Consider the following 26,666-nt stretch of genomic DNA (forward strand, 5'->3'; position numbering starts at 1 on the left):
ACATGTACACGATCACGCTTCCGAAGAGCGGGAAGACGGTCGAGGAGGGAACCATCCTCGAGTGGCACGCGGAGGTGGGCGATCCGGTCGAGGAGGGCGATCCGGTCCTGTCCTTCGAGTCGGAGAAGATGTCCAGCGAGATCGCGGCGGAGGCCGACGGCGTCCTGCTCGAGCGGCTGGTCGAGGAGGGCGAGACCGTGTCGGTCGGAACCGAGCTCGGATACGTCGGCGATCCCGGCGAGTTGACGGAGGAGGCAAGGAGCGAGGCGACGTCCGCGGGCGAGTCCGCCGACGAGGGCTCGACGGCCGAAGGGGGAGCGACGACCGGGAGCGGCGGCGAGCCCGAATCGTCCCCGGATCCGTCGCCGTCTCCCGCCTCGAGTCGCGAGAGCGCGGTCACGCGGCGAGTCGAACCGGGAACCTACCGATCGACGCCGTCCGCGCGCCGCGCCGCCCGCGAGGCGAACGTGGATCCGGACGCGGTCGCGGCCGCGACCGGCGCGAAACACCTCACGCGGGACCACGTCGAGGCGTACCTCGAAGGCGGGGGAGACGGAGCCGAAGCCGGAGCCGAGGGATCGGTTGCCGACGCCACGAGCGGCGAGCGCGCGAGCGAACCGGCGATCCTGGACGAGACGGAACTGGAGGTCGAGCCCGTGGCGAACCCGACGGACGCGGACGCGCTCGCGACGCCGTGGGCGCGCGTGTTGGCGTCGAACCACGGCGTGTCGATCGCGGCGGTCGCGGAGGACGCCGGAACCGACCGCGTCCGCGCCGCCGACGTCGAGGCGTACCTCGATCGCACCCTGGATGAACCCGTCGGGACGGCCGAGGCGGGTGCGGTGACTGACGGGACGGCCGGATCGGCGGCGGACGGAACGCCCGGATCGGCAGTCGAGGGCGCAACGGCGGAGACGGAGTCCGCCGGTGCGGGAACGGGGGTAGAGGAACCCGACGAGGGGCCGGCCATCGAGCGCGAGGACCCGCTCGCCGGGACCGCGGGCGTGATGTTCGAGCGGATGAGCCGGGTCACGAACGAGTACGCGAGCACGACGACGGTCGCCCGCGTGGACGTAACCGATCTCCTCGGCCTGTACGACCGCCTCTCTGCGGCGTGGGACGCGACCGTCGAGGACGACGCCGACGGGAACGGGGGAGCCCCGCTGTCGCTCACCGCCTTCGTGATCCGTGCGGTCGGCCGGACGCTGCCGAGATACGACGTGCTCAACGCGGAGGTGACCGACGACGAGAGCCTGCGCGTCTACGAGGACGTGAACGTCGGCATCGCCGTCAACACCGACGACGGCCTGCTCGTTCCGACGATCTACGACGCCGACGACCGGCCAGTCCGGGATCTGAGCCGGGAGATAGACCGCCTCGCCGAGGGTGCACGGACGCGCTCGCTCGAACGATCGGACCTCGAGAACGGCACGTTCACGGTCTCGAACGCCGGGAGCCTCGGCGCCTACATCAACACCCCGCAGATCAACCCGCCGCAGACGGCGATCCTCGGCATGTGTACGATCTTCGAGGAGGCCGGCGTCGTCGACGGCGAGGTCGAGCCGCGGGAGATGATGCACCTGACGCTCACCTACGACCACCGCGTGGTCGAGGGGGCGACGGCGGTCGGCTTCCTCCAGGAGGTCAAATCCCTCCTCGAGTCGCCCGAATCGCTCCTCTCGTAGGCCCGAGACGTTACTCTCGTCGAGCAGACGTTTTCGGAGAGATACCGGATCTCGATCACGTGATTTTGATCCCGATCGGTCTCAGTGCGCGCCTCGGAATGGTCGCAGCTCATCGATCGAACGTCCACGGCGTTCGATGTGCTGGCATGTTCAAACTCGATGATATTGCACTGATATGTGTTCCATACGGGCTGATCGGGCACGTACGGTCGGATCGACCGCCTCGCAGTCTTTATACGGCCGTCAGCCCTACGGACAGGTCCGCGAAGGCCCACAATGTCACGAGAGAGCGGCGGACGCAAGATCCAGTCGGTCGACGTCTCCTGTACCATCATCGAGTACCTCCGGCGGGCGAACGAGGCCACGGTCTCGGAGGTCGCGGAGGCCGTCGATCTCTCCCCGGGGTCAGCTCACACGCACCTCGCGACGCTCATGGATCACGGATACGTTCGCAAGGCCGACGGTACCTACCGGCTCGGTCCGGAGTTCCTCACGCTCGGCGAGCACGTTCGGAACAACGACGTCCTCTATCGGGCTGCAAAGGAGGAGATCGAGGATCTCGCGGAGACGACCGGCGAGAGCGCCCACCTCATCATGGAACACCGCGGCCGCGTGCTCGTGTTGTACGAGGTGTTCGGCGACGACGCCGTCGGCGAGCGCTACCACGCGCGAAAACGCGAGGAGAGCCTCCGTCACCTCCACTGTACGGCCTCCGGAAAGGCGCTTTTGGCCGAACTCCCCCGCGATCGCGTCGAAGCGATCGTCGACGAGCAGGGCATGGAACACAGGACCGAGAACACGATCACGGACCTCGAGGAGCTCCACGAGGAGCTCGGACGGATCCGCGATCGGGGCTTTGCGATCGCCGACGAGGAACAGATGGTCGGGATCCGCGCGGTCGGCGCCCCGATCGTGTGTTCCGACGGTCGCGTCGCGGGGGCGCTTAGCGTCTCCGGCCCGGCGAGTCGAATGGACGACGGTCGGATCCACGGCGAACTCGCGGAGCGGGTCGTCCGGGCCGCAAACGTCGCCGAGGTGAACCTCAACACCGAACGTGGTGTGTGAGATCCGGATCGCGTCCGGACCATTCATGCCCGTTCGGCGACAACCCCGTCGCATGGACACGGACGGGTACGTGCCGGGTCGCGTCGGGACGGGACCGGGGGAGGATCGATGATGGTCGATCCGATGTCCCAGGAGGAACGCGACAGCGGCAACTGGCTGCTCAAGATGGTTTTCGTCGCCGTGATCACGATGTCCGCGGGAATGATCGCCGTTCAGGCGGGTGCGACGACGGGCGAGCTGCTCGCGGCGGTCGGCGGCGGGTTCGTCTTCTCCGCGGTGCTTCTGTGGTACGTCGTCCGCACCCTCGGGGAGCTTTCGACCGGCCCGAGCGCGGATCGAAATCGACGGTAGATCGAGTCGGCCGAGCCGATCACGGATCGACGCGACGGATCCACGCGTCCGGCCGGTCGAGTTCGGCGGACGTCGGGAGCGATTCCGGTCCGTCCCAGGCCGCCGTGGCCGCCTCGATCCCGCGTGCGTCCGCGACGTGCTCGAAGAATGCCGACCCGCGCTCGTACTGGCGGCGCTTGAGTCCGAACCCGAGGAGCCGCCGGACGACCCGCGCGATCGGACCGGCGGCCCGTCGGCGCTCGTCGAGCTTGCGCCGGAGGTCGACGTAGGTGTCGTCGAACGCTCGGTCCATGAGCAGCTCCGCGTATCCCTCGACGGCGGTCATCGCCGCGTCCAGCTCCCGGAACGCCTCCCTGTCGAGCTCGCCGTCGGCCATCGCGAGGACGCCCGCCTCCATGCGCGACTCGAGGTACTCCGAGAGCCAGGGCGCCGCGCCGAACTCCGCGGCGTGGGCCACCTCGTGGAACGCGATCCAGCGGCGGAACCGGGGGTAGTCGACCTCGAGTGCGTCCGCCGCCTCGACGACGTTCGGATGGACGAAGTAGAGCCCGTGGTCGCCGTCGGGATCGTCGGCCAAAAGGAGCGGATCGTACTGTCCGAGGACGTTGCGCGCGAGGAAGCCGAGGAGGACGGACATCGTTCCGGTGTTCGCGATCCGCGAGAACTCGGGGAACCACGTCGAGGCGTGTGACTCGATCGGCGCCATCACCGTCCGGAACGTCTCGACGTTGGCGTCGATCCAGTGGTGTCGGTTCTGGATCTGTGCGGTCGCCGGGACGTCGAAGGACAGCTTCGAGACGTCGCGGATCCGGTCTCTCGCCGCCCGCACGTCGCCGGCGTACCCCTCTCGATCGGCCCGCGAGAGATCCAACGAGCCGGGATCGGTTCCCTCCTTGGCGGCGGTCGCCGCGTTCTCCCAGTCGACGACTCCCGTGCCGGAGGCGTCGGCCACCGCCCGAACGCTACGGAGGAGGTTCATGGCCGTGGTCGGGGTGCCGAAGGGAAAGCGTTTGCGTCCAACCACTGCCACATCCGCTCGCGCTCGCCGATCGAACGCGTCCGTGTCCGGGATGGCCCCACACCGTTTTAGGTCCGTGATCGCGGCGATCCGGTTCGGGTCGTCGGTTTGATACGGATCGCTCACGATGGATCGCCCATGGACGAACGACGGCGGGAGTTCTTGGAGGACCTACTGGAGACGCCGAGTCCCTCGGGGTTCGAGACGGACGGCCAGCGGGTGTGGATCGACTACGTCGAGCGATTCGCCGACGAGATCGAGGTCGACGCCTACGGAAACGCGATCGCGGTCCACGAGGGGAGCGGCGACGGCCCGGAGATCGCCGTGACCGGCCACGCCGACGAGATCGGCTTCATCGTCCGGGACGTGCTGGAGGACGGCTACCTCCGGATCGCCTCGGTGGGCGGGGCCGACCGCACCGTCTCGAAGGGCCAACACGTGACGATCCACGCCGACGAGCCGGTCCAGGGCGTCATCGGACAGACGGCTATCCACCTGCGGAACGGCGGCGAGGAGGAGTACGAGGACGTCTCCGCGCAGTTCGTCGACGTCGGCGCCGACGACGAGGAGGAGGCACACGAACTCGTCGAGGTCGGCGATCCGGTGACGTTCTCGACGACGCTCCGTGAGCTTGCGGGCGATCGCCTCGCGGCCCGGGGCATGGACAACCGGACGGGGACGTGGTGTGCCGCCGAAACGCTGCGGCGCGTCTCCGAGGCCGACGTCGACGCGACCGTCTACGCCGTCTCGACGGTCCAAGAGGAGATCGGCCTCCAGGGCGCGCGAATGGTCGGTCACGGCCTCGATCCCGACGCGTTCCTCGCCGTGGACGTGACACACGCCACGGACACGCCCGGCGTCGAGGCCAAGCGACGCGGTCCCGTCGAGCTCGGCGAGGGACCGGTCGTCACCCGCGGCAGCGTGAACCATCCCGTGCTCGTCGATCTCGCGCGCGAATCGGCGGACGACGCGGGGATCGACGTCCAGCTGCAGGCGGCCGGAACCCGAACCGGAACCGACGCCGACGCCTTCTACACCTCGCGGTCCGGCATCCCCTCGCTCATCGTCTCAATCCCGAATCGATACATGCACACGCCCGTCGAGGTGATCGACACGGCGGACCTGACGGACGTCCCCGACCTGTTGGCCGCGGTGGCGGAGGCGGCCGGCGAATACGACGAGTTCGCGGTCGACGTCTGATCGCGAACGCGGGAGGGGATCGATCGGCAGCGAGCGCGTGACGATCCAGAATTATGGATCGATCTGTTTGCTCTCGACACCGAAGACGCACAAACACGAGTCTTTTTACGAGTCGATCACGGACCGATCGATATGGAACCCCGAGGGGATGGGACCGCCTCCGGCCCGCGCGAGAAGTGCGGCGTCGTGGGGGTCGCACTCGAGGACCGTTCGGCGTCGCGACCGCTTTATTACGCGCTGTACGCGCTCCAACACCGTGGCCAGGAGTCCGCGGGGATCGTCACCCACGACGGCTTCCAACAGCACGGTCACGTCGAACGCGGACTCGTCGGCGACGCCTTCGATCCCGAGGACCTGGAGTCGCTGAACGGGACGACTGGGATCGGCCACGTCCGGTATCCGACCGCGGGCAGCCTCGACAAGAGCTGTGCACAGCCCTTCTCGGTGTCGTTCAAGTCCGGATCGCTGGGGCTCTCGCACAACGGTAACCTCGTAAACGCCGACGAGATCCGAGAGGATCTGGCACACCAGGGTCACGCGTTCACCTCCGACGGGGACACGGAGGTCATCGCCCACGACCTGGCGCGAAACCTCCTCGATCGCGACCTCGTTCGCGCGGTGAAGCGCACGATGGAGCGGATCCACGGCTCCTACTCGCTTTCGATCATGCACGACGACACCGTTCTCGGCGTACGGGACCCGAAGGGCAACCGGCCGCTCTGTATCGGGCGGCTGGAGGACGGCTACGTGCTCGCCTCCGAGTCGGCGGCGATCGACACCCTCGACGGGGAGCTGATCCGCGACGTCAGGCCGGGGGAGCTCGTCGTCCTCGATCCCGACGGGACCGGCTACGACACCTACCAGCTCGTCGAGGAGGACAACACCGCCCACTGCTTTTTCGAACACGTCTACTTCGCCAGGCCCGACTCCGTCATCGACGAGGAGCTCGTCTACGAGGTTCGCCGGAACCTCGGCCGGAAGCTCTGGGAGGAGGCGGGCGTGGAGACCGACGTCGTCATGCCGGTTCCCGACTCCGGGCGGGCGTTCGCCTCGGGCTATGCCGACGCGGCCAACGAGACGACCGCCGACGGAGAGCCCCGCCCCGACGGGGACGACGGGGTCGAGTTCGCCGAGGGGCTGATGAAGAACCGCTACGTCGGCCGGACGTTCATCATGCCGACCCAGGACGAACGCGAGCGGGCCGTTCGGCTCAAGCTCAATCCGATCAAATCGACGGTCGAGGGGCGGACGGTGACGATCATCGACGACTCCATCGTTCGCGGGACGACCTCCACACAGCTCGTCGACCTCGTCTCGGAGGCGGGCGCCGAGGAGGTCCACATGCGGATCGGCGCGCCGCCGATCGTCGCGCCGTGTTATCTGGGGATCGACATGGCGACTCGCGAGGAACTCATCGCCTCCGACCGGTCGACGGAGGAGATCCGCGAGGCGATCGGGGCCGACTCCCTGTCGTATCTGTCGATCGACGCGATCGCCGAGACGCTCGATTCCGACCATGGGGACCTCTGTCTGGGCTGTGTGACCGGGGAGTATCCCTTCGACGTCGAGGGCGAAACGACCGATCGCGACGTGCAGCGGCCGGCCATCGGCGGGGAGCCCCTCGCGGACGACTGATCGCGGACGACTGATCGCGGGCGACTGATCGCGGGCGATCATGGCGATGGGAACGATCGACGACGGCTGAGGGACCGGAAGCCACCGTCATCGTCATGGTCTACGTCGCGTCATCGAGATCGATCAGTGATCGATACGCGATCTTTTCCGGATACCCGTCTCGGCCGCACATGTTCGTGTGGTGTGTCCCACTCGGCGGGAACGGGCGCGGGGATATACCCCCGTGGGGCTCCGACGTTCGAACATGTCCGAAACGAACGCGGTTTCACGGGACGCATCGGGCGCCGACGGCGGGGCGACCCTCGGTCGGCGCGAGTTCTTCCGCGTGGGGGCGGGCGCGGCGGCCGCCACGGCGGGGATCGCGGCCGGCTCCGGCACGGTCGCGGCAGCCTACGACGGCTGGCTCGAGGACGTGAGCAACTACGAGGGGACGGTCGACCACACCGGCGAGGACGAGGTGACGGTGACGGTCGGGGCCGGAAACGGCCTGCTGTTCGATCCGCCCGCGATCCTCGTGGATCCGGGCACGACGGTCGTCTGGGAGTGGAGCGGACAGGGCGGCCAGCACAACGTCGTCCACGCCGACGGGGACGCCTTCGGCTCCGAGCTGACCGAGGAGGCGGGCTACACCTTCGAACACGTCTTCGAGGAGGAGGGAACCTTCCCGTACAGCTGTGAACCCCACGAGACGGTGGGAATGAAGGGCGTCGTCGCCGTCGGAAGCACCGACGACGACCTCGTCGAGCCCGAAGGCGGCGGTGGGGAGGGAGGTTCCGGCGGCGGCGACTCAAACGGCGACTCGGGTGGCGGTTCCGGTTCGGCGAACGGGTCGGGAGGCGGCGACGGCGGGAACGCCTCCGCTCCCGCCTCCGGCGGCGTGACGCTCTCCGGGAACGACCTCGTCGGGATCGGCTTGACCCTCGGCTTTTCGGCCGTGCTGTTCGCCCTCGCGTTCGGGAACATCGATCCCGAGGAGTGAGGATCCGAAGCGACTCCGGAGTTCGGATCGCTTCCAGGATCCGGAGCGGCTCCAAGGCCATGGCCCGCTTCAGGATCGCCGGGATGTAGGCCATGGAGTCGCGTGGATCGAGGATTCGACCGTTCTCGTGTGGGGAGCCGACGTCGTCGATCGGCCAACGAAAGAGCTACCTTGAGTGTGACATGTTATCATTCCAAGGTCCGACATGAGATCCCTTCGGCGATTCTTCGCGGGCGCGCCGTTCAACGTGGCGGCGGCCTACGGGCTCTTCGGCGTCGTCTGGATCGTCGTCACCGACCGACTGGTGGCCGCCTTCGCCGAGACGTCGATGCAGGCGGCTCGGGTCCAGACGGTAAAGGGGTGGATCTTCGTCGGCCTCTCCTCCATCGTCGTCTACGGACTGGTCTTGTCGGGCCAGCGGGACCTGCAGGCGACGAACGAGCGGCTCAACACGGCGCTCCAGCAGATCAACATCCTCCATCGGATCCTCCGGCACAACCTCCGAAACTCGTGTAACGTGATCCAGGGGAACGCGGAACTCCTCTCCGGAGAACTCTCCGGGGAGCCCGAGGAGTACGCCGAGACGATCGCCGCCCAAAACGAGCGACTCGTCGAGTTGAGCGAGAAGTCCAAACGGCTTCGCGACGTCGTCTTCGAGGACTCGCCGCCGCGACGGCACGTCGACCTCGTCTCCCTGATCGACGATCGGCTCGCGGCGCTTCGCGAGGCGAATCCGAACGCCACCGTCGAGGCGGACCTCCCCGACCGGCTCGAGGTCGAGACGGACCCCCGAATCGGGGATGCGCTCGACGAACTCCTCGAGAACGCCCTCGAGCACAACGACGCCGATCGTCCGACCGTCCGAGTCGAGGTGCGATCGGCCGGCAGCGGGAAGGTGGTGATCGACGTCGCCGACGACGGACCCGGGATCCCCGAGATCGAGCGTCAGGTCCTCGAGAAGGGCTTCGAGGCGCCCCTCTTCCACTCACAGGGGCTCGGACTGTGGATCGCGAGAACGCTCGTCGTTCACATGGGCGGGACCTTCCGGATAGTCGACAACGAGCCGCGGGGATCCGTGGTCAGACTGACGCTGCCGCCGGCCCCCGAACGGGGCCGTTCCCGTCCCCGTTCGTGCCCCCGTCCGCCTCGAACTCAAAAGGCGTGATACAACATGGCGTAGACGGCGACGCCCATCGCGAACGAGACGATCCAAAGCGGGGCCGCGAGCCGGCCGATCCGCCGATGGTTCGTCTCGGGGATCGCGGCGATCGGACGCGTGAGCGCCGAAACGAGCGCGTAGAACACGAGCGGGATACAGACGATCGCGAGCAGGATGTGAACGGCGAGGACGGGCAGGTAGACGTAGAGGTAATACCGTTCGGGGCCGGGGAACGACGCGGTTCCGACGAGGGTCAGCCGCCACAGATACCCGGCGAGAAACGCCGCAAACAGGACGGTCGACGCCGCCATGAACGTTCGATGACGGTCGACGTCGCCGCGTCGGATCGCCCGCCAGCCGAGCGAGATGGTCGCGACCGCCGCGAGCGAGAGGGCGGCGTTGAGGTGCGGAATGGAGGCGAGCACCGCCGGGCCGGGATCCGGCACGTAGGTCGTCGGTATCGACCGCGTCACCGCGCCGAAGACGAGCGCGAGCGCGAGGACGGACAGGACGGCCGTCGTGAGCGGGACGTGATCGCGAGGACGGAGCGCCATACCGGCGGTACGGGGACGCGCGGAAAGGGGTTGTCGGTCGGGGATCCGCTCGAACGTCGGTCGCACCCGCTCCGATGCCGATTCCGAGGTCAGTTCCGATCCCGGTTCGGCACGTCCGCACACGATCCGATCGAATGGAAGGGCTTTTAATCGGGGACCGGATAGGGAGGAATGCGAGAAAACGACGCGAGCGTGGGTAGCCAAGCCAGGCCAACGGCGCAGCGTTGAGGGCGCTGTCCTGTAGAGGTCCGCCGGTTCAAATCCGGTCCCACGCATCGCAGGCGGCACACCCGCCACGTCGATGCACGGTGTTGTCTCTACGACAGCACCCACGCACAATTCTTCCGAAGGCAACGTCGACGAGCGACCGCATTCGCCACGGTGTCGATCGTCGAAGCTCGCCGGAGCGCATCGCTCGTTTGTTTTAAACCCCTGCGGGCGATACCCGGGATATGGCCAAATACTCGACGGGGTCGCGCGGCGGCGGCGACGACGGCGACTCCTGCGAGCTCTGTGGACGCGAGACGAGCGACCTCCGGCGGGCGAACGTCGCGGGCGCGAAGCTCCTCGTCTGTTCGAACTGCAGCCCTCACGACGACACGAACGCGGGGAAAAGCGACGATCAGGACCGTTCGAGCGACTCGCCGAGCCGGAAGCAGGAACTCGCACGAAAGCAGGCGGAGCTGTACGACGCCGGCAAGGGGGACGCCAGCCACTGGGAGGAACACGGCACCGATTACGAGGACGACCAGCTCCCGTACCTCGTCTCCGGATACGGGGCCCGCGCGGAGGCGGCCAGACAGGAGGCGGGACTGACCGTCGAGGAGCTCTCCGAGGAGCTGGGCCTCGAGGAGGACGACGTGCTGGCGGTCGAACAGGGACGAGCGGCACGCGCGAACGTCGGCGGGTCCGTGATCCGGGCGCTCGAGAAGCGGCTGGACGCGACGCTCGTCGACGAGTGAGGATCGCGACGAAGGAACGTCGACCCGGGTTCGGACGATTCGACCGCGGCCGTCGACGATCGCGGTGATCGAGGCGGCCCTACTTCAGTTCGAAGCGGTCGAGCGTCATGACCTTGCTCCACGCCTCGACGAAGTCCTCGACGAGCTGCTCCTCGCCGTCGGCGGCGCCGTAGACGTCGGCGACGGCCCGCAGCCGGGAGTTCGAGCCGAAGATGAGGTCGAATCGGGTGGCCTCCCACTCGACGTCGCCGGTCTCGCGGTCGCGGATCTCGAAGACCTCTCCGTCCTCGTCGACCGGCTCCCACTCGTAGTCCATGTCGAGCAGGTTCACGAAGAAGTCGTTGGTCAACGCCCCCGGCCGATCGGTGAGAACGCCGCGGTCGGAGTCACCGTAGGTGGCACCCAGCGCACGCATGCCGCCGACCAGAACCGTCATCTCGGGGACCGTCAGGTTCAGGAGATCCGCTTTGTCCACCATTCGCTCCTCGAGCGAGTCGTACAGGTCGTCGAAGTCACCCTCACCGAGGTAGTTCCGGACGGCGTCGACCTTCGGCTCGAGTACCTCGAAGGACTCGACGTCGGTCTGTTCTTGAGTGGCGTCCGTCCGGCCGGGTTCGAACGGCACGTCCACGTCGTAGCCGGCCTCGGCGGCGGCCTGCTCGACGGCCGCGTTGCCGCCCAACACGATCAGGTCGGCCAGCGAGACGCGCACGTCGTCGGAGCGTGAGCCGTTGAACTCCTCTTGGATCTCCTCGTAGGTTGCCAGGGTCGTCTCCAGCTCCTCGGGTTCGTTGACCTCCCAGCTCCGCTGGGGCTCCAGTCGGATCCGGGCGCCGTTCGCGCCGCCGCGTTTGTCGCTGTCGCGGTACGTCGATGCCGCAGCCCACGCCGTCTTCGCGAGCCGTGAGACCGGGAGGTCCGACTCGAGGATCGACGCCTTGAGCTCCTCGACCTCCTCGTCGCCGATCGAATCGTAGTCGGCGTCCGGGATCGGGTCCTGCCAGAGCATCGCCTCCTCGGGGACCTCCGGGCCGAGGAACCGATCCGGCGGGCCCATGTCGCGGTGGATGAGCTTGTACCACGCCTTCGCGAACGCCGCCTGGAACTCGTCGGGGTTCTCCTGGAAGCGCTCCAGGATCTCCCGGTAGTCGGGATCGTGTTTCAAGGCGACGTCGGTCGTCAGCATCATCGGCTGTTCCGTCTTCGAGGAGTCCTGTGCGCCCGGGGCGTGTTCGATCTCGTCCGCCTCGACCGGATGCCACTGCCAGGCGCCGCCGGGACCTTTGACGGAGGTCCAGTCGTGTTCGAGCAGGTTGTCGATGTAGCCCATGTCCCACCGGGTCGGCGCGTCGGTCCACGGCCCCTCGATGCCGCTCGTGATCATTCCGCCGATGTCGTCGAAGTCGTGCTTCCAGCCGAGGCCCTGCTCCTCTATGGGCGCCGCCTCGGGTTCGGGGCCCTGGTGCTCCTCGGGGTTGTCCGCCCCGTGGACCTTCCCGAAGGTGTGGCCGCCGGCGATGAGCGCGACCGTCTCCTCGTCGTTCATCGCCATCCGTTCGAACTCCTCGCGGATGTTCTTCGCGGAGCCTTCGACGTCGGGCTCGCCGTCCGGTCCCTCGGGGTTCACGTAGATGAGCCCCATGACGGTGTTTGCGAGGGGGTCCTTGAGGTTGCCAACCTCGCCGTCCTCGTACCGTTCGGGGGAGGTCGTTTCCCACTCCGTTTCCGGGCCCCACTCGACGGCCTCGTTGGACTTGAACTCGTCCACGCGACCCCCGGCGAAGCCGTACGTCTCGAATCCCATCGACTCGAGAGCGACGTTTCCGGCCAGGACGATCAGGTCGCCCCACGAGAGCTTGCGGCCGTACTTCTGTTTGACCGGCTGGAGCAGCCGGCGTGCCTTGTCGAGGTTGATGTTGTCCGGCCAACTGCTCTCCGGCGGGAGACGTTGAAGGGCCCCGGACGCGCCGGCGCGTCCGTCGCTCGTTCGGTACGTCCCGGCGCTGTGCCACGCCATTCGGATGAAAAGCGGCCCGTAGTGGCCGTAGTCGGCCGGCCACCACTCCTGTGAGTCCGTCATCACGTCCTCGATGTCCGCCTTCACCGCCTCGAGGTCGAGCGTTTGGAACTCCTCCGCGTAGTCGAAGTCCTCGTCGTACGGACTGACGTCCCGAGCGTTGTCGTCGAGAACGTCCAGTCGCAATAGGTTCGGCCACCAGTCCTCATTGGACCAGGTCATATACGACTACTGGTTGCGTGGTTAGCCTCTTAAGGTTGTCTTCCCCCGAATCGTCGGGCGTCGATCCGCGAACACCGTCGGGTCGATCGTGGCGATATTTCGACCCGAACCGGGGTTCGTACGCCGGGTACGCCCACGCGGTTCGTTCGGGGGCAGACCTGTCGATCGATCGGGGGGACGGACTCGTCGATCGGAGGACAGAGTTCAAGTCGCTGCTGGGCGATAGCCACCCATGGCATCCGAACGCTTCCTGTTCGTCTCCGCGGACGCGGCGCTCATCACGGACCTCGCCTGGCAGGTCCACCGCGAGGGCCACGACGTCAAGTACCACATCGAGGCCGAAAGCGACCGGGAGATCGGCGATGGATTCGTTCCCAAGACGGACGACTGGCGCGCAGAAGTGGAGTGGGCGGACGTCATCATCTTCGACGACATCTGGGTCGGCTCCGACATCGGGACTGGCGCGCTCGCTGAGGAACTCCGCGAAGACGGGAAAGCCGTCGTCGGCGGGACGCCAAACACCGATCATCTCGAAGAGGATCGAGGGTATGCGATGGAGATTCTCGAAGAACACGGTGTGAATACCGTCGAACACCACATCTTCGATAGTTTCGACGCGGGGATACAGCACGTCCAAGAGAACCCTGCACCGTACGTCATCAAGCCGCTCGGAGAGGTTCAGAACGTCAAGCGGCTACTGTACGTTGGGAATGAGGATGACGGTAGTGACGTCGTTGAGGTGCTGAAAGCCTACAAGAAGGCATGGGGGCACCGAATGAAGGGATTCCAACTGCAGCGGAAAGTTGAGGGCGTCGAAGTCGCTATCTGCGGGTTCTTCAACGGCAACGAGTTCATTGACCAGGTCAATTTTAATTTTGAGCATAAGAAATTATTCCCAGGGAACATCGGGCCCCAGACCGGCGAAATGGGGACGTCGATGTTCTGGGCAAGCCAGAACAAATTATTCAAAGAGACCTTCGGCAAACTGGAGGACTGGCTCGCCAGCGAAGGATACGTTGGGAGCATCGACATCAACTGCATCGTGAACGAGAACGGCATTTACCCGCTGGAGTTCACACCCCGGTTCGGGTACCCGACGATTGCGCTGCAGGAAGAGTCCATCGAGTCATCGACTGGCAAGTTCTTCTACGACCTCGCACATGGTAATGACCCAGAAGTAGAGGTGCACAACGGGTACCAGATCGGCGTGCGGATCGTCCTGCCGCCGTTCCCGTTCGACGACGAGAAGACGTACGATGAGAACTCTCGGAATGCAGCTGTGGTGTTCGAGACGGACAGTCGCGACGGGATCCATCTCGAAGATGCGAAGAAGGTTGATGGTCAGTGGCGCGCGGCGGGCGACAACGGAATGCCCATCGTCGTGACCGGGAAGGGCGACACGATGCAGGCCGCACGTGAACAAGCATACGACCGGATCGACGACATCGTGATGCCCAACATGTACTACCGCGACGACATCGGCGAGCGGTGGATCGACGGCGACGGCGACAGGCTGCAGGCGTGGGGCTATCTGGGGCCGCAGTCCTAGGCGGCTTCCGTTCCGACGTCGTCCTCGACGACGGTCGCCCGCGGGACCACGTCGATCGTCGTCTCCGGGCCCATCTCGGTCCCGGATTCGACCGACTCCACGCGGAGAACCACGTCCTCCGGACTGGCACACCCGCAGCTCACGAACTCCTCCCACTCGTCACCGACGGCGATCGCTCCGGCGTGGGCCCGTCGGAGGTAACGGCGGAAAATGGGTTCCCGTATGCCCTCGGCGAGCCATTCGTCGTCCGCGACCCACCAGCCGTCGTTTCCGTCCTGATCGGCCTCTGGCGACCGGAACGAGAGGAGAACTCGATCCGCCTGTTTCCCGCCGTCCCCATCTGCCTGTTTCTCGCCGTTCCGTGGCTCCGTCGATCCCATCGGGCTACGGCCTCCGTGAACGTTCGTCCGGAGCGACCGATGGCGGGGACGTGACCCCCGAGATGGTGCCCATGGAAACGTGTCCCCCGGTCATCGTGCCGTGTGGGATTCGACGAGCGCTCGAAGCTCCGCTTCCCCCTCGAGGCCGACGACCTCCTCGACCTGCTCGCCGTTCGAGAACAGGACGAGCGTGGGAACGCCCCGGACCCCGTAGGCGGTGGCGAGCTGCTGGTTCGCGTCGACGTCGACCTTCGCGACGGCCGCGTCCGTCTCCGCCGCGAGGGATTCGACGATCGGCTCGAGCATCCGACACGGCCCACACCAGTCGGCGTAGAAGTCGACCAGAACGACGCCGTGCTCGCCGACGACGTCGTCCAGCTCGGCCTCCCCGTCGATCGGAACCGGTTCGGACGGCGTCGGTGACGCCGAGCCGTCGCCCGTTTCCTCCCGGGTTCGAAGCTCCTCCAGCTTTCGCCGTCGGATCTCCTCTATCTCCTCGCTCATCGATCCGACGTACGGGCTCCATCGACTTATGTATTTGTATGGTCGTCACAATACTGTCGATCACTCGACGCGGGGTGTACCGTCCTCCGGATCGATGCGCTCGGTCTCCGCGGATTCGGGGTCCCCCACGGCGGTCTGTACGCGACCGACCGCGACGGCCACGACGTAGATCGCGACGGCCACGAGTACGATCGCGGGGCCGCCGGTCACGCCGCCGTAGTACGCGACGCCGATCCCGAGGACCACCGCCAGCTCCGCGAGGAGGATCGAGACGACGATCGACTCCGTAAAGCTTCGCGAGACCTGCGTCGCCCCCGCGACCGGGACGACGAGCATCGCCGCGACCAGGATCACGCCCATGATCTGCATCGCGCCCACGACGACCATCGCGGTCAACATCACCGTGATCCGGTTGTACCACCGGACCGGGATCCCGGCGACCGCGGCGGCGGTCTCGTCGAACGTGACGTAGAGCAGCTGGTTGCGCGTCACCCCGACCGTCGAGACGATCACGGTAAAGAGGACGAGCAGGACGACCGCGTTCGACGGCGAGACCGTAGAGAGGTTGCCGAAGAGGTACTGGTCGATCCCCACCGCGAGCCCGCCGGCGTTGAGGCTGATGAGCGTGGACCCCAGCGCGAATCCGGTCGAGAGCACGATCGCCATCGAGACGTCGTTGTAGGCGTCCGTCGCCTCCGAGATGAGTTCGATGGTGAGCGCCGCGATCACGGCGACGATCACGGCCGTCAGGTACGGCGACACGCCGAGATCGATGACGGCGTTGAGGAACAGCCCGACCGCGACGCCGGCGAAGGCCGTGTGCGCGAGCGCGTCGCCGATCAGCGCGAGCTGGCGGTGAACCAGGAACGTCCCGATGAGCGGCGCCATCACGCCGATACAAAGTCCCATGAGGAGCGCGCGGTACATGAACCGGAAGCTCGGATCGAGCAGCTCCAGGCCGGTGGCTCGATAGAGCTGTACCATCAGCCAGTACCACAGATCGAGGATCAGATAAAACGGGGCGAGAACCGCCTCGATCGGGGAGATCTGGAGCGCGAGCGTGAGCGTCTCGATCATCGCCGGTCGCTCCCGGGGCGGGTCGTGAGTCCGAAGGCCTCGACGAGCGCCTCGCTCTCGAGGAACGCCTCGCTGTCCCCGTCGAAGCGGATCCCGCCGTCGAGACAGACGACGCGTTCGGCGTGGTCCGTGACGGCGCCGAGATCGTGCTCGACGAGCAGCACGGTGATCCCGGAGTCGTTGAGCGACTCCAGCAGGGCGTAGAACGCCTCGACGGACTCGGCGTCGACGCCGACGGTCGGCTCGTCGAGCACGAGCAGATCCGCCTCGCCGGCCAGCGCGCGAGCGATGAACGCGCGTTGGCGCTGGCCGCCGGACAACTGCGTGATGCGGCGGTCGGCGAACGAGCCCATCCCGACGGTCTCGAGCGCCCGATCGACGATCCGCCAATCCTCGGCGGAGAGCAGCCCGAAGCGGACGTGGGGGAACCGTCCCATCTTGACCACCTCACGGACCGTGATCGGCATCTCGCGTTCCGCGCCGGATCGCTGTGCAACGTAGCCGATCCGGGAGCCGTCGTCGAAGTCGTGGGCGAGTTCGCCGAACGTCCGGGCCGTCCCCTGGTCCGGCCGGAGGAGCCCCAGCACGAGCCGCATCAGCGTCGACTTGCCCGAGCCGTTCGGGCCGACGACGGCGACGTACTCCCCCGCGTCGATCCGGAGGGACACGTTCCGAACCACCGGAGTAGAGGCGTATCCGAACGTGACGTCTTCGAGTTCGACGACGGGCGCCGATGAGTTGTCGGCGGGAGTCCCCGAGCGGTCGGCGGACGCGTTCGAGGTGGATGCGGACGGCGGGACGCTCATTCGAAGTTCCTCCACGTCTCGGCCCACCCGTCCGGACCGGCCTCCTCGGGCGTCCGGTTCCCGAGCACGACCTCGAAGGTGGGCATGTTGATGTTGTAGGCGATCTCCTCGTACCCCCAACCCTCCTCGACCCAATCCTCGCGGACGCCGGCGTACGGCGTCACCGGGAAGTACGCCTCGACGGACGTCTCCTCGAGCAGCTGTCTGGCCGGTCGTCGCGTCTCGAAAACGGCCGCGGCGACGTAGCGGATGTCGTTCTCGTCGATGACGGCCTTCGCCTCGGTGATGTCCGAGGGCTTGATGTCGCCGCTCGCCGCGAGGTTCTCCACGAGCGGACGCATCTCGACGCCGTATCTGACGCCGAGGTACTGGAAGGCGTTGTGGGCCGCGAGCTGGACGACGTCGCGGTCGGCGGCCTCGAATATCCGCCGGTAGTCCGCGTCGATCCGGTCCAGGACGTCCGTCTTGTACGTCTCCGCGTTCTCCCGGAGCACGTCCTCGTGGTCCGGCGCGATCTCGAGGAACCCCTCGAGGATGTTGTCCACCGATCGCTTCGCACGGTGGGGATCCAACCAGAAGTGGGGATCCCTGCCGCGTTCCTCCCCGACGCCCTCCTCGTCCCGATCGAGGCTGGCGGCGAGGCCGACGAGGTCGATCCCCTCGCGGACGTTTATGAGCCGGGTGTCGACGCCGTCCGCCTCGATCGTCTCGATCGCGCGGTCGGCCCACGGCTGGAAGTCCTCCCCGACGTGGACGAACGCGTCGGCCTCAATGATCTCCCGGGTGATCTGCGCGTTGGGCTCCCAGCCGTGTCCGTGTAGTCCGGTCGGCACGAGGTTTCGAACCTCGATCGGCGTCCCCCGTGCGATGGTTTTGGCGAAATCGTAGAAGCTGAAGAAGGAGGCGACTGCGACGGGACCGTCCGTGGATCCGGCGCCGTCGCCACCGTCGCCGTCGTTCCGGTCGTCTTCCCCGTTCGGATCGTCGTCGCTTCCGGGGTCGCTCGCGCCGGAGATACAGCCGGCGAGGCCGGCGGCGACGAGCGCGGACCCGGAGCGAAGCGCCCGCCTCCGGGAGAGGTGCGGCCGTCGTGACGGTTCGACGTCGTTCATGATCGCATCGAGATAGGCCTTGACAGTATATGAATTCTTCTACTCTAAGAAAATATTTAGAGTAGTCTAATTCACACGCTCTCCGAAACGCTCCGACTTCGGAGACGAACGTTCCCGTTTCCAATTCGAGGACGAGCGGTCCCGCTCAGTTTCGGAGACGAACGTGGCTCTCACCGGGCTCGATTCCCTCCAGAGGCCGATCTGCGGAAGTCGTCGAAAATCGGGTGTGGACCGCGGTTTCGAGAAAGGATTACGGCGACGGGGGCCGCGACGGCGGCGGTGTACGGCCGACGATCACTGGAAGCCGCGGCCGACCTCGTCCTCCTCGATGAGGTCGTCGAGCTCCGACGAGAGGAGCCGCTCGGCCTCCTCGAACTCGTCCGTCAGGTCCTCGAGCTCGTCCGGTCGCCCGTCGAACTCGTAGTCCATGGGACCGAACGCCGGGGAGTCGACCGCCTCCATCACGTCCTCGAAGAGGTGGTCGGGGTCGGTCGGCGCCTCCGCGTGCACCTTCAGCGTCTCCTCGAGGCGGGTCGCCATGTCCTCGGCGTGGTCCTCGTCCTCCGGCGGCGTCCGGACCGCGAACCGGCCCGGGTCGTCCTCGCGGGGAAAAAGCGGCTCCAGGCCGTCGTCGACGCGCCTCGCGACCCGGGTACCGACGCCGCGGAGATCGTGGGGACTCTTCGCGTACGTCTTGAGCTGGTAGACCCCCACGTTCGGGTGGCCGACGAAGAGGTCCTCGCCGAGCCCCTCCCGGCGGCTGCCGGCGACGGCCCGCCAGCCGTCCGGGTCGTTCGACTCCTCGGTCACCTCCTGGAGGATGTCCTGCCAGTCTCGAACGCGCATGTCCATCGGTTCCCCGCCGGAACGCAAAGGCGTGTCGGTGGCGGTCAGGGAGGCGCTTCGACGGCGATCGGATCAACGACGGCGATCCGCCGCCCTCGCGGATTTCGGGTGCCCGCAAGAAGTAGTCGCCCGCATACACTCCCGACGACCGACAGCGTTTTTCGCCGCCGCCGCCCACACGCGGCCGTGAACCTTCGGGGACCGATAGTCGAGGTCGGGGACGTCCGCTCCGTCTCGACGAAGTACGGCGAGCGCGACTGCTGTACGATCGAGGTCCGCCCGGACCGCGGGGCCGGCGATCCCGTCTCGGTCACGCTGTGGGGCAAGTGGACGCATACGGCCGAGCACGCCGAATCGGGCATGGAGCTGCTCGTCACCGACGCCGAGGAGGACGAATACCGCGGCGAGACGACCTACTCGACGACCGGCGACTCCTCCGTCGTCCTGGAGCCGGACTTCCTCGTCGACGTCACGGGGATCCGGTCGTGGGTGCAGTGTCCACGGATGTACTACCTGAACAAGCTGTCGGGCGTCCCCCTCAATTACCCCGTCGTGAAGGGGACGATCGTCCACGAGGTCTTCGGGGACCTCCTCCGCGGAGTCGATCTCGAGGAGTCGATCGCGGATCGGGTCGAGGGGGCCGGACTCGAGCTGGGAATCCTGGGGTACGAGGCGTCCGAGGTCGAAGACGAGGTCCGACGCAACGCCGCCGCGATCGACGGCTGGCTCGCACAGGGCACCCTCTCGGGCGAGGACGCGTGGCGCTCCGAGCGGACGCTCATCTCGCCGACCTACGGGCTCAAGGGGCGCGCCGACGCCCTCCGGCGCGGGATGCCCGTCGAGTTGAAGACCGGCAAGAACACGAGCCGGGAGCCGCGGTTCCACGACAAGATCCAGGCGGCCTGCTACGGGCTCATGCTCGCCGACCGCGGCGATCGTCCCGACACGGGAACCCTGCTGTACACGAAGAACACGGCGCTCGATCGCTCGGAGGCGACCGGCGATCTCTCGCCGGCCAAGGAGTTCTCGATCGGCGAGGGGCTGCTCGCGTTCGTCGTCCGGACCCGAAACGAGCTCGCCGCGATGGAGTGGCACGCGCTGAACGGGACCGGCGACCAGCCCGGCATCCCGACCGGGTACGAGGCCGATGCAACCTGTGAGTACTGCTTCGAGCAGGACACCTGCATGGTCGTCTCGGGGCGGCTGGACCAGGAGTCGAAGGCCGGATCGATCGGAACCGCACTGCCCGCCGAGGAGCGCGAGTACGTCGACCGCCTCTACCGGGCGATCGAGGAGGAGCGCCGCGAGACCCACGCCGAGTATCGGAAGCTCTGGGAGCAGACGGCCGCGGAGCGGGCCGCGGACGACAGGGCGCTCGTCGATCTCGAGCCGGCCTCGCGGACCGAACTCGACGGGGGCAGGTGGCGCCTCGCGGCGCGAAAGCCGGATGACGCGGTCTCGAAGCTCCGGGAGGGCGACGTGGCGCTCGTCTCGGACGGCGATCCGGTCGGCGGCGACGCGGAACTCGGCCGGATCCGCGAACTGGGGGACCGCGTCGTCGTGGAGACCGACGAGCCGGTCGAGTGCCGACGCCTCGACGTCTATCCCTCGGAGATCTCCGTCGACCGCATGCTCGTTGCCGTCCACGACGCCATTCTGAAGGGCGACGAGCGCCGCAAGGACGTGCTGTTCGGCCGCCGCGAGCCGGCGTTCTCGGGTCCCGAACGCGAGTACGTCCCCAACAACGACGCACAAAACGAGGCCGTGAACCTGGCGACCACCGCCGAGGACCTCGCGTTGATCCACGGACCTCCGGGGACCGGAAAGACCCACACCATCGCGCGGACGATCCGCGCGCTCGTCGCGGACGGAAACCGGGTGCTGCTCGCCGCGTTCACGAATCGGGCGGTGGACAACGCGCTCGAGGCGCTTCGCGAGCAGGGCCTCGTCGGGAGCGCCGGCGAGGACGCGATCGTCCGGGTCGGCACCGAGACGGGCGTCCGCGGCGACATGCGGGACCTCAGGTTGATCCGGCGCGGCGACCCGAACGACCGCGCGGGGGAACTGGGATCCGCGTCGGTCGTGGCGGCCACGACCGCGGCCTGCGGCTCCCGGGTGATGCGCGAACAGGAGTTCGACGTCGCGCTCGTCGACGAGGCCTCACAGCTCACGGAGCCGAGCACGCTCGCCGCGATCTCGCTCGCCGACCGGTTCGTACTCGTCGGCGACCACGAACAGCTTCCGCCGGTCGTGCGGGCCGAAAACGACCTCCAACGGTCGCTCTTCGAGCGGCTGGTCGAGGAGTATCCGGACGCGAGCGTGATGCTCGACCGGCAGTACCGGATGAGCCAGCGCATCCAGGCGTTCGCATCCGCGGAGTTCTACGACGGGGCGCTTCGCCCGGCGACCCCCGAGGTCGCAACGCGGTCGGTTCGGGATCTCCTCGCGGATCCGGACGAACTCCCCCCGGCGCTTCGCGAGGACGTGGCGTTCGTGGATCCGGACGGGCGACGCGACGGCAACCGGAACGTCCGGGAGGCCGAACGGGTCGCGGAGATCGTCGACGCGTACCTCGAGGCGGGCGTCGATCCCGACGACATCGGCGTGATCGCGCCGTTTCGCGCGCAGGTCGCGGAGATCGGCCGCCGGACCGACGTGACCGTCGATACCGTCGACCGGTTCCAGGGCTCGAGCGAGGAGGTGATCGTGGTCTCGTTCGTCGCGAGCGGCGACCTCGACGGTCCGATCTTCGAGGACCACCGGCGCGTCAACGTCGCGCTCACGCGAGCGAAGCGCGGGCTCGTCCTCGTCGGCGACGAGGAGGCGCTCTCCTCGGAGCCGTTCTACGAGCGAATGCTGGCGTGGGCGGACCGGTAGCGAAGCCGAGCGACTTCCCTCCGGCACGAAGCGTCCCCTACGGCGTTCGAACGCGGTTTTCGAGCGGCTCGCCGGACTCGAGCGCCTCGACGTTGGCCGCGAGGATGTCCGCGAGCCGATCCCAGTGTTTGGGCGTGTGGCCGCCGGTGTGGGGCGTGATGAGGCAGTTCTCGAGGTCCCACAGCACGTGTTCGGGCGGGAGCGGCTCCGGATCGGTGACGTCGAGGGCGGCGCCGCGGATCGTGTTCGACTGGAGCGCGGCGACGAGCGCGTCGGTGTCGACGATGCCGCCGCGGGCGGCGTTCACCACGACCGCGTTCGGCGGAAGCGTGGCGAGCTCCGCCTCGCCGATCAGCCCGCGCGTGAGGTCCGTGAGCGGACAGGCGATCACGACGTAGTCGCTCCGCGAGAGCGCGTCGTGGACCGGCTCCTCCTCGAAGCCGACGACCTCGTCGGTCGGTCCGCCCTTCTCGGGCGTGTAGCGCACGCCGATCGTCTCGACCTCGAAGCCCGCCAGCCGCTTCGAGACCGCCTGCCCGATCGAGCCGAGCCCGACGATGGTGACGGTGCTGTCGGTGAACTCCGTCGACTGGAAGTGGCGCCACTCGCCGTTCGACTTGCGACGCCAGCCCTCGTGGAGCCGGCGCGCGAAGACGAGCATGTTGCCGATCGCCTGTTCCGCGATCCCCGGCGCGTGGATGCCCCCCGCGTTCGTGACGGCGACCCCGCGTTCGCCGAGCGCCGCCATCGGGACGTGGTCCGTCCCGGCGAAGGTGCACGCGAACAGCTCGAGCCGCTCGCCGCGATCGAGCAGCTCCTCGTCGATCGTGATGCCCGTCACAACCCGCGCGTCGGCGATCAACTCGCGCTCCTGTCCGGGCGTCCGCGCGAGGGCCACCGACCGGTCCGGCAGCCGTTCGCGGATCGCGTCGGCGTACGATTCCATCGACAGCCCCTCCGTTCCCTCGCGGAGAACGACGATGTCGGGTTTCCCGCTCATGGTGGCGAGGTTCCGCGGGCGCGAACTTATCCTTTTATGTATTCGTCATCAACGGGAATTGTGTATAATTAAGTCCGTCCGTGTGGTACGACGGACCATGACCACCCGGATCACCGATCGGCTCGTCGAGCTTCGACGCGAGCTTCACCGCCACCCGGAGCCGGCCTGGCGGGAGTTTCACACGACGGGACGGCTCGTCGAGGAGATCCGCTCGATCGGCGTCCACGAGCTGGCCATCGGCCGCGAGGCGTACGATCCCGATGACCGGATGGCGGTTCCATCCGAGTCGAAACTGGAGACGTGGCGTGATCGTGCCCACGAACGGGGGCTCGACGAGGAGGTCCTCGAGTCGACCGCGGGCGGAAACACGGGCTGTGTCGCCGTCCTCGACCGCGGCGAGGGACCGTCGATCGGCCTGCGAGTCGACGTCGACGGGCTGTTCATCGAGGAGTCGACCGAACCCGACCACCGGCCGGCGGCCGAGGGGTTCCGCTCCGCGACCGGCGAGACGATGCACGCCTGCGGCCACGACGCCCACATGACCTGGGGACTCGCGGCGCTCGAGGCCGTCGCGGAAAGCGACTTCTCGGGGCGGTTCGTCGTCCTCTTCCAGCCGGCCGAGGAGGCCGGCGGTGGCGGCCGTCCGATGGCGCGGAGCCGATTCGTGGAGGACCTCGAGTACCTCTTCGCCGTCCACGTCGGCCTCGATCACCCGACCGGCCGTGTCGTCGCCGGCATCGAGCGGCCGCTCGCGATGTGTCACGTGGAGGCGACGATGGAGGGCACCTCCACGCACGCGGGACAGACGCCGAACGAGGGGGACAACGCGATGCAGGCGCTCGGAACGGCGATCCAGAACGCCTACGCGATCCCGCGGCACGCGGACGGCATGACGCGGGTCAACGTGGGCAAGGCGGAGTCGGGGACGGCGAGCAACGTGATCGCGGAGAAGGCGTATATGGAAGCGGAGGTGCGTGGCGAGACGACGGAGCTGATGGAGTACATGAAGGACCGGCTGCGTCGGACGTTCCGGAGCGCCGCCTCGATGCACGGCTGCTCGCTCGAGTTCGACGTCGTCAGCGAGTGCCCGCGGGCCGACAGCGACCCGGAACTCGTCGACCACGTCGCGAACGTGGCCGCGGGCGTCGACGGGGTGCGGGAGGTGGTCCCGACCGCCGACTTCGGCGCGAGCGAGGACGCCACCTTCCTCATGGAGCGCGTCCAGGAGAACGGCGGGCTCGCCTCGTATCTGATCGTCGGAACGGACCATCCGACCGGCCACCACACGCCGACGTTCGACGTCGACGAGCGGAGCCTCGAGATCGGCGTCGACGTGCTCGTCGACTCGATTCTCGGGGTCGAAGAGGCGTTCGAGGAACGGAGGAAGCCCCGGTGACCAAACACACAAACGAGGACCTCACGGCGGCCGACGTTCTCACCGCCGCGGACGTCGAGGGGGCTCGCGATCGGATCGAGGACGTCGTCCACCGGACGCCGCTCGACGGGTCGACCACGCTCGCCGAGCGCAGCGGGGCGGCCTCGGTCGGGCTCAAACTCGAGACCCTCCAGCGGACCGGCTCGTTCAAGATCCGCGGGGCGTACAACGCGATGGCTCAACTCGTCGCCGAGGAACGCGAGGCCGGCGTCATCGCCGCGAGCGCGGGCAACCACGCCCAGGGAGTTGCACTCGCCGGCGACCTGCTCGGGATCGACGTCGAGATCGTCGTCCCGGAGGTGACGCCCGCCTCGAAGATCGAGGCGACCCGGGGATACGGCGCGCGCGTGATCGTCGAGGGGGACATCTACGAGCGGTCCTACGAGCACGCGCTCGAACGCGCCGAGGAGACCGGGCGCACGCTCGTCCATCCGTTCGACGACGAGGCGATCATGGCCGGACAGGGGACGGTCGGCCTCGAGATCGCCGAACAGCGTCCCGAGGTCGACACCGTCCTCGTGTCCATCGGCGGCGGCGGACTGATCTCGGGGATCGCCACGGCGATGGAGGCGGCCGTCGACCGGGACGTCCGGGTCGTGGGCGTCCAGCCGGAGGGAGCGCTCCACGCGAAGCCCGCGCTCGAACGAGACGAGATCGTCGAGCTGTCCGACGTCGACACCGTCGCCGAGGGGATCGCGGACACCCGGCTCCTCGAGCGGACCTGGGCCGTCCTCCGCGAGCGCGTCGACGAGGTGATCGCGGTCTCCGATCGCGAGTTGGCGGTCGCCGTGACCCTGCTCGCCGAGCGCGCGAAGATCGTCTCCGAAGCCGCAGGCGCGGCGCCGGTCGCCGCCCTGCTCGGCGACGACCTCGACGTCGAAGGCGAACACGTCGCGGCGGTCGTCTCCGGCGGGAACGTGAACCTCACCGAGCACGCGGAGCTGACCCGGGCCGGCCTGATCGAACTCGGTCGGTACGTCGAGGCGCGCCTCCTCGTTGACGGCTGGCCGACCGCCATCGCCGACGTCACGGAGGCGATCGAGGACCACGGCGGCGAACTCGACGCCCTCAAGCGCGCCGACCGGAGCGCGCTCGACGAGCCGAACCGCGTTCCCGTGACCGTCGGGATCGAGGGCAGCGGCCCGGAGCACCTGCGGGAGGTTCTCGAGACCCTCTCCGGACTCGAGGGGATCGAGGTGGCGACGGACACGTCGGTGAACGCTGGAGGATACAACGAGGGGTAGTTCTATACCGGATCGTGGTGAACCCTACCGCGTGACACGGCAACTCCATCCGGACGTTCGATCGCTTCTCGATCGGGTCGAGGAACAGGGAAATCCGGGCTACGCCGATCTCACGGTGGCGTGTGCGCGCGGGATCTTTCGGGAGTTCCTCTCGGTTCCCGAGGCGAAACTCGATCCCGTCTCCCGGGTTCGAGATCTCGAGATCCCGGGACCGAACGGGCCGATCCCGATCCGGGTCTACGACCCGGCGGACGCGTCGGAGCCGCGGCCGGTGTTCGTCTTCCTCCACGGCGGCGGCTGGGTGCTCGAGACCGTCGACGCCCACGACCACACCTGCCGGGCGCTGGCGAACGCGGGCGCGTGCACCGTCGTCTCCGTGGACTACCGGCTCGCCCCCGAACACCCGTTTCCCGCCCCGCTCGAGGATGCCTACGCGGCCACGGAGTGGGCCGCCAACAACCTCGAGTCGCTCGCCGGCGACCCGGACCGGGTCGTGGTCGGCGGCGACAGCGCCGGCGGAAACCTGACGGCCGCGGTCGCGCTTTTGGCCCGCGATCGGGACGGTCCAGACATCGCCCACCAGGTGTTGATCTATCCCGTCGTGGACCACGACTTCGGGACGGACTCCTACGAGGAGAACGCGGAGGGATACCTGCTCACCAGAGAGAGCATGCGCTGGTTCTGGGACCACCACCTCGAGACGCCGCTCGACGGCGCGAACCCCTACGCCTCCCCCCTTCGGGCGCCCGACCTCTCTGGACTTCCGCCGGCGACGGTCACCACCGCGGAGTTCGACCCGCTTCGCGACGAGGGTGCCGCCTACGCCGATCGGCTCGCGAAAGCGGGGGTCGACGTCGAACACAGACGCTACGAGGACATGATCCACGGGTTCGTCCCGTTCCTGGCCGAGCCCGAACTGGACGCCGCACGCGAGGAGATCGAGGCGATCGGCGCGACCGTTCGGGACCTGTGACGGAGGCGTGCCGTAC

At 67.7% G+C, this 26,666-nt stretch carries 23 protein-coding genes and 1 tRNA gene; 14 read left to right on the forward strand and 10 right to left on the reverse strand.

What is annotated here, in order from left to right; all coding sequences use genetic code 11:
* Nucleotides 1–2: 2 nt before the first annotated feature.
* The 3 genes from ACFQE9_RS03175 to ACFQE9_RS03185 all read left to right on the forward strand — a co-directional run bounded on the left by ACFQE9_RS03175 (nucleotide 3) and on the right by ACFQE9_RS03185 (nucleotide 3,101).
* Entirely contained in the window at nucleotides 3–1,685 is a 1,683-nt protein-coding gene (locus ACFQE9_RS03175; RefSeq protein ID WP_379740204.1) for a dihydrolipoamide acetyltransferase family protein, read from the forward strand.
* Between the two features lie 276 nt (nucleotides 1,686–1,961).
* A complete protein-coding gene (locus ACFQE9_RS03180) occupies nucleotides 1,962–2,750 on the forward strand; it encodes an IclR family transcriptional regulator (RefSeq protein ID WP_379740207.1) in 789 nt (262 codons plus the stop codon).
* Nucleotides 2,751–2,861: 111 nt separating this feature from the next.
* Nucleotides 2,862–3,101, forward strand: a complete 240-nt coding sequence (locus ACFQE9_RS03185; protein WP_379740210.1) for a hypothetical protein — start codon at nucleotides 2,862–2,864, stop codon at nucleotides 3,099–3,101.
* A gap of 19 nt (nucleotides 3,102–3,120) precedes the next feature.
* On the opposite strand, the gene ACFQE9_RS03190 is transcribed toward ACFQE9_RS03185, so the two are convergent.
* Nucleotides 3,121–4,080: a zinc-dependent metalloprotease gene (locus ACFQE9_RS03190; protein ID WP_379741320.1), complete on the reverse strand. Its 960-nt coding sequence runs from the start codon at nucleotides 4,078–4,080 to the stop codon at nucleotides 3,121–3,123.
* 177 nt (nucleotides 4,081–4,257) lie between these two features.
* On the opposite strand from ACFQE9_RS03190, the gene ACFQE9_RS03195 reads away from it, so the two are divergent.
* The 4 genes from ACFQE9_RS03195 to ACFQE9_RS03210 all read left to right on the forward strand — a co-directional run bounded on the left by ACFQE9_RS03195 (nucleotide 4,258) and on the right by ACFQE9_RS03210 (nucleotide 9,098).
* Nucleotides 4,258–5,319 (forward strand): M20/M25/M40 family metallo-hydrolase, encoded by a 1,062-nt coding sequence (locus ACFQE9_RS03195; RefSeq protein WP_379740213.1) that lies wholly within the window; start codon nucleotides 4,258–4,260, stop codon nucleotides 5,317–5,319.
* Between the two features lie 132 nt (nucleotides 5,320–5,451).
* Nucleotides 5,452–6,954 carry an amidophosphoribosyltransferase gene (purF, locus tag ACFQE9_RS03200; RefSeq protein ID WP_379740215.1) on the forward strand — a complete coding sequence of 501 codons (1,503 nt, stop codon included), beginning with the start codon at nucleotides 5,452–5,454 and terminating at the stop codon, nucleotides 6,952–6,954.
* A gap of 244 nt (nucleotides 6,955–7,198) precedes the next feature.
* Nucleotides 7,199–7,933 (forward strand): halocyanin domain-containing protein, encoded by a 735-nt coding sequence (locus tag ACFQE9_RS03205; protein WP_379740218.1) that lies wholly within the window; start codon nucleotides 7,199–7,201, stop codon nucleotides 7,931–7,933.
* Between the two features lie 205 nt (nucleotides 7,934–8,138).
* Entirely contained in the window at nucleotides 8,139–9,098 is a 960-nt protein-coding gene (locus ACFQE9_RS03210) for a sensor histidine kinase (protein ID WP_379740221.1), read from the forward strand.
* On the opposite strand, the gene ACFQE9_RS03215 is transcribed toward ACFQE9_RS03210, so the two are convergent.
* Nucleotides 9,086–9,646 (reverse strand): DUF420 domain-containing protein, encoded by a 561-nt coding sequence (locus ACFQE9_RS03215; RefSeq protein ID WP_379740224.1) that lies wholly within the window; start codon nucleotides 9,644–9,646, stop codon nucleotides 9,086–9,088. The genes ACFQE9_RS03210 and ACFQE9_RS03215 overlap by 13 nt on opposite strands.
* A gap of 190 nt (nucleotides 9,647–9,836) precedes the next feature.
* On the opposite strand from ACFQE9_RS03215, the gene ACFQE9_RS03220 reads away from it, so the two are divergent.
* A tRNA-Leu gene (locus ACFQE9_RS03220) sits at nucleotides 9,837–9,921 on the forward strand.
* 177 nt (nucleotides 9,922–10,098) lie between these two features.
* A complete protein-coding gene (locus ACFQE9_RS03225; protein WP_379740227.1) occupies nucleotides 10,099–10,608 on the forward strand; it encodes a transcriptional regulator in 510 nt (169 codons plus the stop codon).
* 79 nt (nucleotides 10,609–10,687) lie between these two features.
* Here ACFQE9_RS03225 and katG read toward each other — a convergent pair whose 3' ends face one another.
* Nucleotides 10,688–12,847, reverse strand: coding sequence for a catalase/peroxidase HPI (katG, locus tag ACFQE9_RS03230; protein WP_379740230.1), 2,160 nt, complete (start codon nucleotides 12,845–12,847; stop codon nucleotides 10,688–10,690).
* Between the two features lie 232 nt (nucleotides 12,848–13,079).
* Here katG and ACFQE9_RS03235 point away from each other — a divergent pair, with 232 nt between their 5' ends.
* The gene (locus tag ACFQE9_RS03235) at nucleotides 13,080–14,396 is read left to right on the forward strand and encodes a phosphoribosylamine--glycine ligase (protein ID WP_379740233.1); all 1,317 of its coding nucleotides are present in this window, start codon (nucleotides 13,080–13,082) and stop codon (nucleotides 14,394–14,396) included.
* Here ACFQE9_RS03235 and ACFQE9_RS03240 read toward each other — a convergent pair.
* The 6 genes from ACFQE9_RS03240 to ACFQE9_RS03265 all read right to left on the reverse strand — a co-directional run bounded on the left by ACFQE9_RS03240 (nucleotide 14,393) and on the right by ACFQE9_RS03265 (nucleotide 19,121).
* Complete coding sequence (locus ACFQE9_RS03240; RefSeq protein ID WP_379740236.1) at nucleotides 14,393–14,776, reverse strand: hypothetical protein; 384 nt, start codon at nucleotides 14,774–14,776, stop codon at nucleotides 14,393–14,395. The two genes, ACFQE9_RS03235 and ACFQE9_RS03240, sit on opposite strands and share 4 nt — an antisense overlap.
* Before the next feature lie 90 nt (nucleotides 14,777–14,866).
* On the reverse strand, nucleotides 14,867–15,280 hold the full coding sequence (trxA, locus tag ACFQE9_RS03245; RefSeq protein WP_379740239.1) for a thioredoxin: 414 nt from the start codon (nucleotides 15,278–15,280) through the stop codon (nucleotides 14,867–14,869).
* A 60-nt stretch (nucleotides 15,281–15,340) separates the two neighbouring features.
* Nucleotides 15,341–16,357 carry a metal ABC transporter permease gene (locus tag ACFQE9_RS03250; protein WP_379740242.1) on the reverse strand — a complete coding sequence of 339 codons (1,017 nt, stop codon included), beginning with the start codon at nucleotides 16,355–16,357 and terminating at the stop codon, nucleotides 15,341–15,343.
* The gene (locus ACFQE9_RS03255) at nucleotides 16,354–17,163 is read right to left on the reverse strand and encodes a metal ABC transporter ATP-binding protein (protein WP_379740245.1); all 810 of its coding nucleotides are present in this window, start codon (nucleotides 17,161–17,163) and stop codon (nucleotides 16,354–16,356) included. The genes ACFQE9_RS03250 and ACFQE9_RS03255 overlap by 4 nt, the downstream gene beginning before the upstream one ends.
* Complete coding sequence (locus tag ACFQE9_RS03260; protein ID WP_379740248.1) at nucleotides 17,160–18,275, reverse strand: metal ABC transporter substrate-binding protein; 1,116 nt, start codon at nucleotides 18,273–18,275, stop codon at nucleotides 17,160–17,162. Before ACFQE9_RS03260 ends, ACFQE9_RS03255 begins: the two co-directional genes overlap by 4 nt.
* A gap of 294 nt (nucleotides 18,276–18,569) precedes the next feature.
* Entirely contained in the window at nucleotides 18,570–19,121 is a 552-nt protein-coding gene (locus ACFQE9_RS03265) for a hypothetical protein (RefSeq protein WP_379740250.1), read from the reverse strand.
* 186 nt (nucleotides 19,122–19,307) lie between these two features.
* Between ACFQE9_RS03265 and ACFQE9_RS03270 the strand changes: the two genes are divergently transcribed.
* A complete protein-coding gene (locus tag ACFQE9_RS03270; protein WP_379740253.1) occupies nucleotides 19,308–21,998 on the forward strand; it encodes an AAA domain-containing protein in 2,691 nt (896 codons plus the stop codon).
* Between the two features lie 37 nt (nucleotides 21,999–22,035).
* Here ACFQE9_RS03270 and ACFQE9_RS03275 read toward each other — a convergent pair whose 3' ends face one another.
* Nucleotides 22,036–22,998 (reverse strand): NAD(P)-dependent oxidoreductase, encoded by a 963-nt coding sequence (locus ACFQE9_RS03275; RefSeq protein WP_379740256.1) that lies wholly within the window; start codon nucleotides 22,996–22,998, stop codon nucleotides 22,036–22,038.
* 97 nt (nucleotides 22,999–23,095) lie between these two features.
* Between ACFQE9_RS03275 and ACFQE9_RS03280 the strand changes: the two genes are divergently transcribed.
* Genes ACFQE9_RS03280 through ACFQE9_RS03290 form a run of 3 tightly spaced genes read left to right on the forward strand, consistent with a single transcriptional unit; the run spans nucleotide 23,096 to nucleotide 26,650 of the window.
* Nucleotides 23,096–24,394, forward strand: a complete 1,299-nt coding sequence (locus ACFQE9_RS03280) for an amidohydrolase (protein WP_379740259.1) — start codon at nucleotides 23,096–23,098, stop codon at nucleotides 24,392–24,394.
* The gene (gene ilvA, locus ACFQE9_RS03285; protein ID WP_379740262.1) at nucleotides 24,391–25,677 is read left to right on the forward strand and encodes a threonine ammonia-lyase; all 1,287 of its coding nucleotides are present in this window, start codon (nucleotides 24,391–24,393) and stop codon (nucleotides 25,675–25,677) included. Before ACFQE9_RS03280 ends, ilvA begins: the two co-directional genes overlap by 4 nt.
* 31 nt (nucleotides 25,678–25,708) lie before the next feature.
* Entirely contained in the window at nucleotides 25,709–26,650 is a 942-nt protein-coding gene (locus tag ACFQE9_RS03290; protein ID WP_379740265.1) for an alpha/beta hydrolase, read from the forward strand.
* Nucleotides 26,651–26,666: the final 16 nt, after the last annotated feature.

Source organism: Halopenitus salinus, from assembly GCF_042662125.1.
Lineage (GTDB): Archaea > Halobacteriota > Halobacteria > Halobacteriales > Haloferacaceae > Halopenitus > Halopenitus salinus.